General features: G+C 44.8%; 12 protein-coding genes. 6 read left to right on the top strand and 6 right to left on the bottom strand.

Annotated features, from left to right (window positions below; genetic code table 11):
• Positions 1-44 precede the first annotated feature (44 nt).
• The 5 genes from F3J22_RS05980 to F3J22_RS05960 all read right to left on the bottom strand — a co-directional run bounded on the left by F3J22_RS05980 (position 45) and on the right by F3J22_RS05960 (position 9,064).
• Positions 45-1,025, bottom strand: a complete 981-nt coding sequence (locus F3J22_RS05980) for a TatD family hydrolase (RefSeq protein WP_167015260.1) — start codon at positions 1,023-1,025, stop codon at positions 45-47.
• Positions 1,026-1,075: 50 nt separating this feature from the next.
• Positions 1,076-1,969, bottom strand: coding sequence for an EboA domain-containing protein (locus tag F3J22_RS05975; protein ID WP_205195149.1), 894 nt, complete (start codon positions 1,967-1,969; stop codon positions 1,076-1,078).
• 416 nt (positions 1,970-2,385) lie between these two features.
• On the bottom strand, positions 2,386-3,921 hold the full coding sequence (locus tag F3J22_RS05970; RefSeq protein ID WP_167015258.1) for an FG-GAP-like repeat-containing protein: 1,536 nt from the start codon (positions 3,919-3,921) through the stop codon (positions 2,386-2,388).
• A 117-nt stretch (positions 3,922-4,038) separates the two neighbouring features.
• On the bottom strand, positions 4,039-5,811 hold the full coding sequence (locus F3J22_RS05965; protein WP_167015256.1) for a RagB/SusD family nutrient uptake outer membrane protein: 1,773 nt from the start codon (positions 5,809-5,811) through the stop codon (positions 4,039-4,041).
• Between the two features lie 31 nt (positions 5,812-5,842).
• A complete protein-coding gene (locus F3J22_RS05960) occupies positions 5,843-9,064 on the bottom strand; it encodes a TonB-dependent receptor (protein ID WP_167015254.1) in 3,222 nt (1,073 codons plus the stop codon).
• A 576-nt stretch (positions 9,065-9,640) separates the two neighbouring features.
• Between F3J22_RS05960 and F3J22_RS05955 the strand changes: the two genes are divergently transcribed.
• The 6 genes from F3J22_RS05955 (at position 9,641) to F3J22_RS05930 (ending at position 13,850) form a co-directional block, all read left to right on the top strand.
• On the top strand, positions 9,641-10,024 hold the full coding sequence (locus F3J22_RS05955; RefSeq protein ID WP_167015252.1) for a transmembrane 220 family protein: 384 nt from the start codon (positions 9,641-9,643) through the stop codon (positions 10,022-10,024).
• A 215-nt stretch (positions 10,025-10,239) separates the two neighbouring features.
• Complete coding sequence (locus tag F3J22_RS05950; protein ID WP_167015250.1) at positions 10,240-10,989, top strand: FecR domain-containing protein; 750 nt, start codon at positions 10,240-10,242, stop codon at positions 10,987-10,989.
• 19 nt (positions 10,990-11,008) lie between these two features.
• A complete protein-coding gene (locus F3J22_RS05945; RefSeq protein WP_167015248.1) occupies positions 11,009-11,518 on the top strand; it encodes a DinB family protein in 510 nt (169 codons plus the stop codon).
• Between the two features lie 228 nt (positions 11,519-11,746).
• A complete protein-coding gene (locus F3J22_RS05940; protein WP_167015246.1) occupies positions 11,747-12,487 on the top strand; it encodes a 3-oxoacyl-ACP reductase family protein in 741 nt (246 codons plus the stop codon).
• A 209-nt stretch (positions 12,488-12,696) separates the two neighbouring features.
• Positions 12,697-13,149 carry a MarR family winged helix-turn-helix transcriptional regulator gene (locus F3J22_RS05935; RefSeq protein WP_167015244.1) on the top strand — a complete coding sequence of 151 codons (453 nt, stop codon included), beginning with the start codon at positions 12,697-12,699 and terminating at the stop codon, positions 13,147-13,149.
• A gap of 113 nt (positions 13,150-13,262) precedes the next feature.
• Positions 13,263-13,850: a YceI family protein gene (locus F3J22_RS05930; RefSeq protein WP_167015242.1), complete on the top strand. Its 588-nt coding sequence runs from the start codon at positions 13,263-13,265 to the stop codon at positions 13,848-13,850.
• Between the two features lie 157 nt (positions 13,851-14,007).
• Here F3J22_RS05930 and F3J22_RS05925 read toward each other — a convergent pair whose 3' ends face one another.
• Complete coding sequence (locus F3J22_RS05925) at positions 14,008-15,258, bottom strand: DEAD/DEAH box helicase (protein ID WP_167015240.1); 1,251 nt, start codon at positions 15,256-15,258, stop codon at positions 14,008-14,010.
• Positions 15,259-15,280 lie beyond the last annotated feature (22 nt).

Here is a 15,280-nt window from a genome sequence, read left to right as displayed (position 1 = left end):
GGGTTTTCATGGTCTCAGGCCGGTACATTAGTATGTACAGGGCTTTACCGGATGATGGTTGTGTTTTTATTGATTCTTGGCTGTTGCCCACCACGTAAAACAGTACTTCCATTGAATTTTTCACTTTGATCACTAGCAATTCCAAAATCGGATTCATTTATCTGGCCACTCTGGGCAAACGCCCTCACAGCATTGGCGTAAGTTACCAAATGAATGTCATTCGAGTCAATACCACTTTCGTGCATGAGCGCGGCGGTTTTGGGAACGGCCAGCGGATCGCTGATACCCCAGTCTGCGGCGGAATTAACCATGATATTCCGGCTTCCGTACTGTTTAACAACTTCTACCATACGTTCATTCCCCATTTTGGTAAAGGGGTAAATGGTGAATGCAGCCCAGAAACCTCTGTCGAGCACTTCTTTTACGGTTTCCTCATTATTATGGTCTACGATGACCATCTGCGGATCGAGGCCGTGTTCTATGGCGATGTCCATGCTACGGCGGGTGCCTTGCTTTTTATCGCGGTGCGGGGTATGTATCTGTACCGGCAGGCCGGCTTCTTTGGCCAGCTCCAGTTGTGCGCGGTAATATTTTTCTTCCAGGGCTGTCTGGTCATCGAAACCGATTTCCCCGATGCCTACTACGCCTTCTTTGTAGATGAACTGCGGGAGGATTTCCATGACTGCTTCGGCGAGCTTTTCATTATTGGCTTCTTTGGAATTGAGTCCGATGGTGCAATAATGTTTGATCCCGAATTGGGAGGAGCGGAACCTTTCCCATCCAACGAGGCTGCTGTAGTAGTCGCGGAAGGAATCAACACCGGTGCGGGGTTGTCCGAGCCAGAATGCGGGTTCAATAATGGCGACGATGCCGGCATCTGCCATTGCCTGATAATCATCCGTTGTCCGGGAGGTCATGTGAACATGCGGGTCAAAGAAGCGCATGCCTTTAATTTTATCTAGATAGGCAGGATGATGGGTGAGTGGCTGCAGATCGTGTTCTGTTAAATCATGAATGCCGCACATAGTCAGATTTTTTAAAGATGGATAAAATGAATGATGGTATAAATTGGTTACTACAGGGATATTTTGTCAGCGATGGTATTCCAGGAGATCAGGCCCTGACTGATTTCGCGGGCTATTTCGGGGGCCTGCACCAGCAGTTCTCTTGCGGGAGGGTAGCTGCTTTCGCTGCAAACTAGCGCGGCGGCTTCTTTTTCCACGTTGAGGGCTGAGTTCCAGAGCCGGGCGATATCCGGGAAGTTGGTACTGTTCAGGAAATGAGTGAGCAGTTGCCATTGCAATGGGTTTACCGGCCTGCCTGCTGCCTGCCTTTCATGGGCAAAGTCTACGATGATGGCAGCCAATGGGGCATTTGCCCTACGGGAGAGTCCTTCTATCGATTGCAATGGTTTATCAGTAAAGATGGCTTTCATTACCAGCTGGTTCCAGGCGGCTTCCGGGAGATATCGGGCGGGGTAAGGATTACGTACCATAATGGCTTCCTGTACCGGTGCGATATTGGACCGGATGCCTTCTGCGGTTCTCGGTATCCACTCTTCCGGGTATGCCAGCAGTGGCAGTGCGCTGTAGAGTGTTGCCAGCTCATTCATTTCGGCGCCGTTGAACAGGTTTTCTACCTGTTGCAGATAAAACGATTTATCATCTGCCGGTAAAAGCAATAGCCACCATACACGCGCAAGTTTGTCTAACGTCCAGTCATATACGAAGAAGCCAGGTATTTCCTTTTGTAGTGCGGTAGCGGTTTCCTGAGAAACGGTCACTGGCTGTTTGCCTGTAAAACGTGGAATAGCGGTGAAAGTGAGGAGATACTGCTGCGTGGAATTTCCTGATTGCTGTATCTGAAGGCGTTTTTCCAGCCATTGGCCGGCGTTGTCATTACCCTGATCCTGCAGGAGCTGATATAACAGCAGGCTCACTTTCCCCAGGTCATATACATAAGCGGTCACTTCAAACCTATTTATTGATGCAAAAATTATTTCACTCTAAAATTAACCAGATAAGTGATATTTCCACTCTCTGGGTGGTATTTTTATGATGGGTGGTAGTGATGTCCGGGGTATAAAATAAAAGAGAGGCAATACTGCCTCTCCTTCCGCCATTCTAAAGCCTGATTATTCATCAGGATATCTTAAATATCTTGACAGGTGCATGACAGATGGCGTCTGCCTAAGTGCAACCAGGTATAACATCTATGGAAAATTACGGGCAAAAACAAAAAACGACGACGATCACATATCACTATGAAAACTACTCTTTCATAGTTATGCCCGGTTTACTTTAATGGACTTGGAAGTTAAATACGGGTGTAATATACATATTATTCTATTTCTCTTCCAAATCTCCCGGCGATTTTTTGTTGCCACTAAGGATGCTTCAGGGTGTTCCGGAGAAGTATAAATGGCTGATACTCTTTCCAGTTAGGTCGATAATCTTCCTGTATAATAAAACCTTTAGCATAATTTCCTAGTATGATATCCACATCTCCATCTTTATCTACATCCACTGCATCCATACAAATCCAGTGTCCTTCATTTTCTATAGGAGGTGAATATGGTGCAAAATTAAAGGCATTATCTTTTCCTTCAAAAAAAATGAATTTCTCGGAAGGATTATTTTTCAGGTCTGCGAAGAAAGCAATGGTCGCAATATCTACTTTGCCATCCTGATTAAAGTCGCCAGCGATCGCTTTCGTACAGCCGTTAACGGGATAAAACCAGGCCTGTTTATATTGGTTATTTCCTTTATTTTCAAATACATACACACCGTGATAAGGTTTTAATATCATGGAATAATCTGCGTTATCTCCACAGGTATATACGATATCTTTCTTTCCATCTCCATTCATATCTATCAGCTGAAAACTGGTAGAACCCCACAGTGGCGGGAATTCCAGCAGTTTATCACTGGTAAAACCACCTTTATGATCGTTCTGAAACAGCCATATTCCTTCCCTGGCAGCGGCGAATAAAACCATCAGATCAGGCCATCCATCGTTATTGAAATCATCCACCACAGCGTGTATAGCTCCTGGCAGTTCCAATATTGGATGTTGATCGTATGAACCTGTCGGTAATTTTTTTAATAAATATAGTCCGCCGGTGTTATGACCGAACGAGCAACTAATCAAGTCCACCAATCCGTCCTTATCGAAGTCGGCTGAAAGCGTTTGAACCGGTCTTTGCAAAAAGGCTTTTAGGTCAGTTGGCTTAATTCCGGGTGTATTCAGATCCAGTTCAGCAATTACACCGCTGGGTTTATCTACTGCACGCATATCACCTATTTGTGTAATGAGTGCCAGATTTTTTCCGCTATCTTTTTTAAAACTGATGTCTACAATGGGAGATAAGCATTTCCAGGTATTTGCTTTTTCGAGTGTTGCATTCCATTGCACAAGCGTATTCTCGTAGGCATCGCTGGTATATATCATACCGGCAGTAGCATCGGCAGCTACCATGGTGGTGGCAGCGATGGTAGTATCTTTTATGACGGGGGCCACCAGCTCAAATCCTGCCCAGCCTTTCTGAACGGGATAAGGTGCTTTTGCCGGGGTCAGCTTTTCGGGAGCGTTGGTGGTATAATATTCGACTATTTCTTTCCACTCGCTGAAGGGGATTTGTCCTGGCTTTTCTCCGGGCATTGGCGGGAAATATTCTTTTTCTCCCCATACATTCACGCCGAGGCGCTTTGCCATATTGGGGAGTACATGGTCCGTCCAGGTGGCCTTATCCAGCATGGAAGGATCTACCGGCAGGTGGCAGCTACCACAATATTTCTCTGCAAGCTGTCTGGCTTTTTCTTCTTTGGTTTGCACATGGCATGCACTGAAAACTGCGAAAGATGCAGCGGAGAGGAAGGCAAGTGCAAGCCCCCATTTGTGGAATTTCTGTTGAGCTGACATGGGTAATAATTAGTTTTTCTGGCAGATGTAAAATAGCGAATAGGAATTTAAAAAATAAATGCAGCGGAATAATCCGCTGCATTTATTTACTGTTTATGGCAAGTAAGAAAAACCAGGTTAGTATCCACCGTTTTGTGACAGGGTAGGTTTACCCGCTTTCTGTGAAAGGTCTATCTGTCTTTGTGGTACCGGGAAGTATTCGTTTCTTCCTTTTTTGTATTCTGCATTTTTGAGGTCACCTGTGATTGTACTTTCGTAATCATAGAATGCCTTCATTAATGTAGCACCATCATCCCAGCGACCGATATCGAAGTAGCGATGGCCTTCAGTTGCGAGTTCCAGTTTACGTTCAAATTTAATTGCCTTGAGTGCATAAGCCTGATTGGCAAAGGCAGGATATTCATTGATTACGTAATTGGCTGCCAGCTGATTACTCCAACCCGCCATTGGTTTGGTATTATCTGCATATTTGTGCAGCCAGTTTTCAGGATGGTCGATCATTCTGTGACGTACCTGGTTAACATATTTCAGTGCCGTTCCCAGGTCTCCTGTTTGTGCAGCACATTCGGCTGTCATTAACAGTACATCAGAGAAGCGGATCAGCACTACGTTAATCGCAGAACCTGGCGCCCATGAGTTGGCATCATGATATAGGTTCTGGTTAAACTGCCAGTAGATCATTTTTTTACCAGCGTAAGGACCACCGGTATTTTGCTGACGCACCCATTTCATACCCGGGAAAATACCCCAGTCGTGATAAGGCAGGCCACGGCGGCCAACGGTCCAGTCTAAGCGTGGATCGAGATTTCCGGTATCAGGTACATAAGCACTGTCTGAGGAGATACCCATATCGCTTTTTACCGGATATGAATTATAAGCATCCAGGTAAGGAAGCCCTGTACCATCTGTACGATAGGAGTTCACCAGGTCCTGTGTAGGCTGGAAGAATCCGCAACAGCCAAAAGGACTGTTATATGGATAGTTCAGCATATCACCGGCATTCGCGTTGGTGATAGTACCGGTACCGTCGTTTGCAGTCATCTGGATGGCGAAAACAGACTCAGGACCATTTTTCGCAGCTGCATCAAAGTTATTTTCAAACTTCGCTTCAAGTGCATAAGGTTTACCGTTGGAAGTCTGGCCATTGGTAATAGCGCTCTGGAACAACGGTAAAGCAGTGCTATACTGTTTCTGGTAGAGATAACATTTCGCCAGGTAAATCTGTGCAGCCCATTTGTTTGCTCTTCCGAGATCGCTCTGCGTGGCAGGAAGATTATTCATGGCAAAGGTAAAGTCAGCGACGATGTTAGGCCAGATATCCACTGTATTTGGCTGCAATACATCTGTAGTGGTGTCGCTGATCCATGGTACATTATTGAACATTTTTTTCAGTTCAAAATAATAGTGACCACGCAGGAACCTTGCTTCCGCTTCCACTTCCTTCTTTTCATCAGCAGTCATGTCAGTGGCTCTGCTCATGAATTTCAGGGTATTATTACAGCGGGTAACCCCTTCGTATACTGCTTTCCATTTTGCATTGATAAAGGTATTGGTAGCTGATTCCTGACCGGTTGCAATCGCGTTGATATCAGGCTGGTCAGTACTTTCAGAACCTTTATGTGCATCACCACCGGCCACACTTCCGTATACCCAGTTGGTAGGGGATGCCATCCAGCCGGATCCGGTACCGCCGAGGGCGTTATTACCGGGAGCCTGGCCATCCAGGGCACCATAGGCGCCCACGAGCAGATAGTTCACACCATCTTTGTTAGCGATAATTTCTTCGGTGAGCGCACCGTATGGAGGACGTTCCAGGAAAGACTTTTTGCAGGCAACGAACATACCGGTTGCGAGCAATAATGCGATACCTGAATATTTAAGTTTTTTCATCTGTTTCAATTTTGCTTGTTCAGTAATGCTATCAGAATGTTACGTTCAGACCAACCAGGTATTGACGTTGATTTGGATAAGCACCTTCATCGATACCGAATGAAGTGGTAGTACCACCGATTTCAGGATCTACACCAGTGTATTTGGTGATAGTGAAGACGTTAGCTGCCTGTACATAGATCCTGCATTTTTGAACACCGATGTTTCTCAGTGCAGCTGCCGGTAAGGTGTAGCCCAGCAACATGTTTTTAGCACGCAGATAAGAACCATTTTCTACGAAATAAGAGTTTGGCTCATTGAAGGTGCTGGCATATGCAGCAGCTTCCTGGATAGGCGCTTTAGCATTCATGTGCGTTGGCGTCCAGGAATCGTATACTGCGGTTTTGCTTTTTGCACCAGCAAAAGAGTTGTAGAAGTCTGTCCACCATCTGATCTGGTTCCAGATTTTATTGCCCTGTACACCATACAGGAACATACTGAAATCAAATCCTTTGTAGGTCAGACCGATATTAAGGCCGTAGCTGAATTTAGGGGTAGGTGAACCGAGGAAAGTTCTGTCGGCAGCATCTACTTTACCATCTCCATTAACATCTGCATATTTGAAACGACCTACGCCGATATCCTGTTGATAAGAAGAGATATCAGGATATTTTTTGATAGCAGCATCGTTGGCAGCTTTTACTTCATCAGCTGAATTCCAGAAGCCTACGATTTTGTAACCATAGAACTCAGAAATAGAGTGGCCTACAGCGTTACGGATGATCGGGCTACCGAAACGACGTTGATCAGAATCGAAGTAGGTGGCGCCGTTAGAAATCGCCTGGATCTTGTTATGATAAGTAGTCAGCGTAGCGCTTACATCCAGTTTCAGGTCATGCGTCAGGTAAGTATTACCAGTGATATTGAGGTCAATACCATTGTTTTTCATCTGCGCAACGTTAGAGTACGGGAAGGTTTCACCACCGTAAGTACCTGCGAGTTCAGGGTTATACAGCAGGTCTTTCACCACTTTCTGGTAGTAATCAACGGTGAACTCGAGGTGGCCTTTCAGCAGGGTTGCATCGATACCGATGTTGGAGTTGATGTTACTTTCCCATTTAGCATCCGGGTTACCCAGCTGGCTCCAGTAGAAACCTTTCTGGATATTGGTACCATCCATTGGATAGAAGGTAGATGATCTGTTAAATCCGTAAGAGTTATAGGTATTACTTGGAGATACGTTGATCTGGTTACCCATGATACCCCATCCACCGCGGATTTTCAGGTCGCTGAGCCAGGTGAGTCCTTTCATGAACTCTTCCTGAGAGAGACGCCATGCAGCACTTACCGCAGGGAAGTTACCATATCTGTGACTAGGACCGAACCTGGAAGAACCATCCCGACGGATCAGTGCACCGAGCAGGTATTTATCGCGGTAAGCATAATCTACTTTAGCAAATAAAGACCATAAACCATCAGAGCCATAATTGCTGTAGTTGGTCTGGGTACCGGTACCTGTAGAGAGATTTACGAAGTTAGGATCAAAGGTGAAGTAGTCCTGTGTAGAACCACCAACGTTTCTGAACTCTTCGTCAAATGCTTCTGTACCTAACAATACTTTCAGATCATGGGTACGGTTGAAGTTTTTGTGGAATGTCAGGGTGTTGGTCCATGTCCAGTCATAACCAGTACCTGCATTTTCTGTGTAGATATTGGTACGAACCGGTTCCTGGTTTTCATAATCAGGAGGAGCAAAGTTGTGGTTATTGAAGTTAAATAATTCACCACCGAAGCTGGTTCTGAGGGTGAATAACTTCATGATGTCTGCTTCTGCATACACATTACCTAACAAGCGGTTAGCCAGTGTTTTGGTATTGCCGAAACGGTCCTGAATAGCTACAGGGTTTTTGGCGTTACCTAAATCATCTCCTTTACTACCTGCATAGTTACCTTTGATATCATATACAGGGATGATAGGCATTTCACGGAAGGCCATGCCTATACCGCTACCTTCCTGTAAGATACCTATCTGTGGGTTGCTGATTACAGAGTACTCCATATTTTCGCCTACGCGGATATGGTCGGTAACATTGTAATTAGAGTTTGCACGCACTGCATAGCGTTTGTTATAGGTATTTTTCAGGGTACCCTGTTGGTTGAAGTAGTAGAAAGAGAAGAAGTAGTTACCGATATCGCTGCCACCTGCAACAGAGATGTTGTGGCTGGTGATAGGTGCTGGTTTGAAGATTTCATGGAACCAGTCTGTACCGGCTTTATTAGCTTTGGTAATACGGTAGAAGTTATCCCAATCACCTGCATTTTTATAGTTTGGATTTACGTAATACAGGTCCGGGTTGGTAGAAGGATCACCTTCTTTTGCGCCGGTTGGTGAGATATAATCCGGTAATACCGGCGTAGCACCGTTACCGTATTGTTTGGATGAAACTTTGGTAGGGTCAGTATTGGTGAGGGCTGTCCACATGAGGTTGGCCTGTTCCTGTGGTGTAGCGATGTGGTAAACGTTGCCGCCTTTAGGAACCTGTGTACCATAGTAACCGTCGTAGGAAACCTTTACTTTACCGGTACCGCGTTTGGTGGTGATGATGATTACACCGTTAGCAGCACGGGCACCGTAGATAGAAGCAGCGCCGGCATCTTTCAGCACCTGCATGGTAGCTACGTCATTGGGGTTGAGGTCTACCAGACTGTTGATAGCCACTCCATCCACTACATAGAGCGGGGTGTTTACACCGAAGGTATTCACACCACGGATCTGCACCTGAGGTTCCTGTCCTGGCTGACCGGTACCAATAACGGTGATACCGGAAACCTGGCCTTGTAACTGGTTAGAGATCTGCGCAGTTGGTTGTTTGGTAAGGTTTTCCACTTTCACGATGGAAACGGCGCCTGTCAGGTCTTTCTTTTTCTGACTGGCGTAACCCGTTACTACCACTTCTTCGAGTGAACCGATTTTTTCTGCGAGACGAATTACTATTGGGCCGTTGCCTACAGTAATTTCCTGTGGATCATAACCGACAAATGAGGTGACTAATACGTCTCCTTGTTTTGCCTGGATGGAGAAAACGCCGGTAGGATCTGTGGCGGTTCCACGGTTGGTGCCTTTAATAACTACGGTTACGCCGGGGATAGGATTTCCTGATGTTTTATCAGTAACCTTACCTGTAATTTTCGTTTGTGCGTAAACGTTAGTACCGGCAAGCATGAGCAATATACCGCATAGCACGGCAAGCGCCTGGTAAAAATGTTTTTTCATAACGTGGTTTAAGGGTGACGTTTAAGAAAAATGAATAAATAGAGTACCTGTCTTTTATATCTCATCATCACTTACTGCCGGGCATAGGATGTCCTGGTCTTGTTATCGTTTATAACAAAACAGCTCAACAAAATGACAATAAACTGCCTGTATTACCAGATCAGATGCAGTATCCGGTAACGTCAATTAATTGTGTAAGTGACAATTATAATATACCTGTATAAAAATTGATGGCGTACTATGTATATGCCAACACTAATTCAGCTCATTTAAGCACTAAAATGTTTTTTAATGATGAAGGAAAAACAAACCTGTTGTGTCAATAAAAATGTTGTGAGAAATAACGTACCCTGTATTTGCTAATTAAATCTATCTCCTCAGATTTTGGTTCTCACGTGGAATTTTATAAGTCTTTCGCCGACTAATTTATAAATATAATTTAACTCAAGCAAGCATCTTTTAACATTTTTTTAGTTTTTTTTACTCAGCCTGCTATTATTAAATAAATTTCCGTTCGACATAAAATATTTCATCTACGTTAGTTTTTATGTATGTTTAATCATTAATCATGAAGTGATGAAAGTTTTCAATATTTTTTTCTGCGTTGTGTTTATCATCTTTGCCGGCTTACAATACAACGATCCCGATCCTTATGTGTGGATGCCCATATACCTCTATGCTGCATACTTCTGCTGGCAGGCGGCCCGGAAACGTTTTTATCCTAAATGGTATTGGGCAGGTATCTTCATATACCTGGGATATGCCATTTACCTGTTCTTTACAAAAGACGGTGTAATTGATTGGGTATCGCAACATCAGGCAGAGAATATTGCGCAAACAATGAAAGCGGAAAAGCCATGGATAGAAGAAACCAGAGAATTCTTTGGTTTGTTCATTTGTATCGCGGTGTTGCTGATCAATTATTGCTACTGTAAAATGCAACTTCGCAAAGCAAAATAATTTACCTGCGATGATCTGGCAGTAATGCCTGGTCATCTATTTAATACAGCCGCCGGGTACGGAAAGTGATCATATCGCTGTCCGTACCCGGCGGTCTCTTTTATGGCCATGCAGTTTTTAACAGGATTCTAACACCCTAAAAAGACGAATATCCAATCCAATTTGTACTTTCAGGACATTATTAAATAATATTTACATAAACCTGTAATCAAGCAATGGAAAACAGTCCGCAACGTGCCACTCCGGCTGTGTGGATAACAATTATCAGTATTCTTGCTGTGATATCTGCCATTTGGTGGTGGGTACAAAGACCAGCTTACGTTGCCATTCCCCAGCGGGAGGCCGTCATCAATGATAAAATTACCTTAACGCTTTCCGGAGGGCAGATAATAGACCTTACAGATACTTCCTATAAAATTACCCAGACACCTGATGCCGTCGTATATGCGTCGCCGGCAGGTGTAACGTATACGCCTAAAGGAAACGGTGTTACCTCCTGGAACACGCTGTATGTACCGGATGGCAGGAAATATACCCTGATACTGGCAGATGGCACACAGATCTTTCTTAACAGCAAAACGACCTTACGTTTTAAATTCGTGAACGCCGGCCGGAAAAAACAATTATTCGTTGATGGTGAAGCCTTTTTCAGGCTATTACCCAACGATACCGCTATTTTGACGGTACATACGCCAGTAACGGATATCACCACCAGCAATGCCGACTTCGATGTCATCTCCTATGACCGGGAGCATGTCAGTACGATCCTGGTAAGAGGAACACTGGAAGTAACAGACCAGCGAACCACTGTCACCCTGAAACCCGGTACTGCGGCCATTTACCATTCAGACGATGACTTTACGACTGAGCCGGCTGATATTAAGGAAATCTTAAAATGGACAGAAAAATTAAAATCAGGCACCGAGTTGCGCGAAAAGATTAGTACTTTAATACAAGAAAACTAAGTATTCTGAAATTAAAGTCATGAAGAAAACTGCCATTTTTCCAACTCCACATTACTATGATCGATATATTGATCTTGTTCCGGATGTAACCTTGCAGGAAGCATTCCAATATGCAAGAGAAGAGCTTGATAAATTCAATCCTGCCCGCCATGAGCTGAGAGGAGATTTTGCTTATGCTCCCGGTAAATGGACTTTAAAAGATGTTATCCTCCACATCACGGATACAGAGCGCGTACACCTGTACCGGGCCATGAGCTTTGCACGTAAGGAACGTGGGCCTCTGGCAGGGTTTGATCAGGATAAATATGCTGCAGGCGGACTAACACAAACCCGCACGCTCGATAGCCTGATTACAGAACTGAAAATTATCAGGGCTGCCACAGAAAACATGTTTGCCACTTTCAGCGATCCGGTTTTGCTAAGGGTAGGCGTTTGCTGGAAATATGAGATGAGCGTGCTCGCAATGGGTTTCTGTATTATCGGGCACCAGCTGCACCATTTTAAAGTAATTAAAGAGAAGTATCTATAAACTACTTTAAGTTTTATTGGGGAGCCGGGCCTTCGGCCCCGCAAAACTCCAAAACCAAAGGGCTGCCGTTGGCAGCCCTTTGGTTTTGGAGGCAAAATACGCTAATGGCAATTTTTAAAATTCAACCCCAGTCAAAAACTAACATTTAGGTTAGTATTTAACAATTAACTCCCGTCTTCTCCGGCGTTTCAACGGCTCCTACCTTTATTGCACAAAATCAGAAAACACATGAAACGTTTAGATAGTAAAGTTGCGCTGGTTACAGGCGGTAGTCGTGGTATAGGAGCAGCAATAGCCGCCAGACTGGCTTCAGAAGGTGCCGATGTTATAATCACCTATGCACAAAGCGAACAACGCGCGGAAGAAGTACTTAAAGCCATAGAAAACCATGGCCGGAAGGGCAAAGCCATAAAAGCGGACAGTGCTTCCGCTACGGCAGTTCGCGATGCAGTGCTGCTCGCCGTAAAAGAGTTTGGTCGTATAGACATTCTCGTTAATAATGCTGGTACATATACACATAAGTTACTGGAAGATTATACATTGGAAGAATATGAACATATGATGGCGGTAAATACCCGTGCCGTATTTGTGGCTACGCAGGAAGCCGCACGTCATATGCCCTCAGGTGGCCGTATCATTACTATTGGCAGCAACATGGCCGAAAGAGTCGCTTTTCCGGGTGGTGCATTGTACGCCATGAGTAAGTCGGCCCTGACAGGTTTCAATAAAGGCATCGCCAGGGACCTGGGCAGTAAAGGCATTACCGCCAACCTGGTGCAGCCTGGCCCTACCGATACCGAAATGAACCCCGCCAACAGCGACTTCGCACCTGTACTGGCACAACAGACAGCCCTGGGGCGTTACGGTACCGTCAACGAAGTGGCATCACTGGTGTCGTTCCTTGCCGGGCCTGACAGCAGCTTCATTACAGGTACAGAACATACTATCGATGCAGGATTCAATATTTAAAATGATGAGGCTGGTAAAAGGATGCTGCTTTTACCAGCCTCTGCTTTTATCTTTATAACATATTGATTGTGTTTTGTTAATACAAAATAACAACCGGTAGATGACAACCTTATGTCAGTAGCACCAGGGAATTTTTCCAGATTTTTTGGAGAGATGAAAAAAATACATTTACCTTTGTTGTATAGACAACAGTTGTAGATGTAGTTATTATGAAACTGGAAGACGAACTGAAACAATATAAATTCAAGGACGATTATCAGCGCGCACTGCTGAACATCATATTTACCGCCGGCTGGGTGGGAGTAGGATTGTCGCAGGTGCTGAAACAATACGACCTGTCTTCCCAGCAATTCAATGTACTGCGTATACTTCGTGGCAGCCGCCCTAACCCATTGAACCTGCTGGATATCCAGGAGCGTATGATGGACAGGATGAGCAATGCCACCCGCCTTGTGGAAAAGCTCCGTCAGAAAGGATTATTAACACGTATCCAATGCGAACAGAACCGCAGAAAGGTGGAAATCGACATCACGGAGAAAGGCATCGCTTTACTGGCCGAACTGGACCCGCTTATTGAAGAGAATCAGCGGAAAATGACGGAGACCATTACGCCTGAAGAGGCCCGGCAACTGGACAGACTGCTGGATAAATTAAGGGGCTGAGGCCTTTTTTTTACCACAACTGTTGTATATACAATAATAGTACAAACCTCATACTAGTTTCTACTGTTATATCATCTACCAGCTTTTAATCTTTATATTATAAAAACAACATCATGAAAAAAGCATTCTTAGTTACTGCAATGTTACTGATGGCAGGTATTGCCTCTTTTGCTCAGGTTAAATGGGCTGCAGATCCTGCTCACACCACTATCGGGTTTAGTGTTAACCACCTTGGCATCAACTTCGTTCAGGGTAAATTCGATAAATTCAATGGCACTGTAGAAACTGCTGATACCACCAACTTCAACAACGCTAAAATTGAATTCACTGCCGATGTAAACAGCATCAACACTGGTGTTGCACAGCGTGATGGCCACCTGAAAACAGATGATTTCTTCAATGCAGAGAAATATCCTTCCATCACTGTTAAAAGTGTTTCCTTCAAAAAACTGGCTGGCAACAAATATGTAATGCTCGCAGACGTTACCATCCGTGAAACAACCAAACGTGTAGCCTTCGACGTTACTTTCAATGGTGTGATCAAAGATCCATGGGGTTTAAGAAGAGCTGGTTTCACCGCTAAAAGCAGCATCAACCGCCTGGATTTCGGTCTGAAATATGCTGACAAACTGCCTAATGGTACTTATGCAGTAGCACCTACCGTTGATATCCTGGTGAATGCTGAAATTGTTAAGCAATAAGCTGATATTATTATAAATGAAAAATGCCGTCTCTACTGAGTAGAGACGGCATTTTCGTTTATGTCTGATTGTGTTTTGCTGTTTTTTTAAACTGACATCTTCGATGTCAGTTTGGGGTTTCCGCCCCTTCGGGGCGGGCCTCTTCAAGGAATAGAAATTATTTCTTCTTCTTTTTCTTCTTCTTACCTTCTTCCAGCTCCTTGTTATGCTGGTCTAATAACAGCTGCCAGTTATCGTTGGGAGTATCTTCAGAGAAACTGATCGTTTCACGGTAGTCATCTTTGTTGATCTTCATTTCTGTAACTTCCTTACCGATAAATTTCTGGATTTCCTCCAGCAGTGGCTTTTCTTCCGTGGCTACAAACGAAACTGCCTTTCCTTTCTGTACACCACGACCGGTACGGCCTACACGGTGAACATAGTTTTCCGGCACATCCGGCAGATCGTAATTCACCACATAATCTACATTGGGAATATCAATACCTCTGGCGTTTACATCTGTGGTGATCAGCAATTTGATATCACCTTTCTTAAACTCTTCCATCACATTGAGGCGATCGCCCTGTTCTTTTCCACCGTGCATTGCCAGCGACTTGATCCCAACACGTTCCATGGCAGCCACCACTCTTTCGGCGCGCACCTTGGTACGTACGAAAACGAGAATTTTACTGTCAGGGAATTCTTTAACGAGGCGCTCCAGGAAGAAACGCTTGTCGTCCATCTCCACGTAGGCAACGGAATGCGTTACGTTTTTGGAAACCGGGTCCTGCGGGGAAATCTGTATACGGATAGGATTATTCACAACGGAATAAGCCAGGTCTTTAATGTCTTTATCCAGGGTAGCGGAGAAGAATAACGTCTGGTGATTGCGGGGAATATGTTTGATCACATCGCGGATATCCCGGATAAATCCGAGGTCCAGCATGTGATCCGCCTCATCGAGGATGAGGGTTTGTACACTCCGGAGATCGATATGGCCCTGATTGAGCTGGTCAAACATACGGCCAGGGGTGGCAATGAGTACATCCACACCCTTTTCGAGGATCTTTATTTGCGGGTCCTGATCTACACCGCCCACCAGGGCGAGTATGCTGAGATCAGTATATTGGGCAATTTTCTGAAATACTTCCGCGATCTGGATGGCCAGCTCCCTGGTGGGAACCATTACCAGGCATTTCACTTCATATTTACGTTTATCATATCTAAGCTCCTGCTGTTGCAGGCGATGGAGCACAGGAATCGCGAAGGCAGCGGTTTTACCGGTACCAGTTTGTGCAACAGCCATCACATCATCCCCTTTCAGGATAGAAGGGATGGCTTTGAATTGAATATCTGTAGGGCGCTTAAAGCCCAGTTCTGCCAAACTCTCTTTTATCTCCGGCGAGATGTTATACTGTTCAAATTTCATGCGCCAAAGATAAGAAGAATGG

This window comes from Chitinophaga sp. Cy-1792 (assembly GCF_011752935.1).
Lineage (GTDB): Bacteria > Bacteroidota > Bacteroidia > Chitinophagales > Chitinophagaceae > Chitinophaga.
This window is presented reverse-complemented; position numbering and strand designations above follow the sequence as displayed.

What these genes read in the sequence shown, in the direction of transcription:
- F3J22_RS05950 (WP_167015250.1), top strand. Translation starts at nt 10,240, where the DNA reads ATGGAAAACAGTCCGCAACGTGCCACTCCGGCTGTGTGGATAACAATT.
- F3J22_RS05930 (WP_167015242.1), top strand. Translation starts at nt 13,263, where the DNA reads ATGAAAAAAGCATTCTTAGTTACTGCAATGTTACTGATGGCAGGTATT.
- F3J22_RS05980 (WP_167015260.1), bottom strand. Translation starts at nt 1,025, where the DNA reads ATGTGCGGCATTCATGATTTAACAGAACACGATCTGCAGCCACTCACC.
- F3J22_RS05940 (WP_167015246.1), top strand. Translation starts at nt 11,747, where the DNA reads ATGAAACGTTTAGATAGTAAAGTTGCGCTGGTTACAGGCGGTAGTCGT.
- F3J22_RS05955 (WP_167015252.1), top strand. Translation starts at nt 9,641, where the DNA reads ATGAAAGTTTTCAATATTTTTTTCTGCGTTGTGTTTATCATCTTTGCC.
- F3J22_RS05960 (WP_167015254.1), bottom strand. Translation starts at nt 9,064, where the DNA reads ATGAAAAAACATTTTTACCAGGCGCTTGCCGTGCTATGCGGTATATTG.
- F3J22_RS05945 (WP_167015248.1), top strand. Translation starts at nt 11,009, where the DNA reads ATGAAGAAAACTGCCATTTTTCCAACTCCACATTACTATGATCGATAT.
- F3J22_RS05935 (WP_167015244.1), top strand. Translation starts at nt 12,697, where the DNA reads ATGAAACTGGAAGACGAACTGAAACAATATAAATTCAAGGACGATTAT.
- F3J22_RS05925 (WP_167015240.1), bottom strand. Translation starts at nt 15,258, where the DNA reads ATGAAATTTGAACAGTATAACATCTCGCCGGAGATAAAAGAGAGTTTG.
- F3J22_RS05970 (WP_167015258.1), bottom strand. Translation starts at nt 3,921, where the DNA reads ATGTCAGCTCAACAGAAATTCCACAAATGGGGGCTTGCACTTGCCTTC.
- F3J22_RS05965 (WP_167015256.1), bottom strand. Translation starts at nt 5,811, where the DNA reads ATGAAAAAACTTAAATATTCAGGTATCGCATTATTGCTCGCAACCGGT.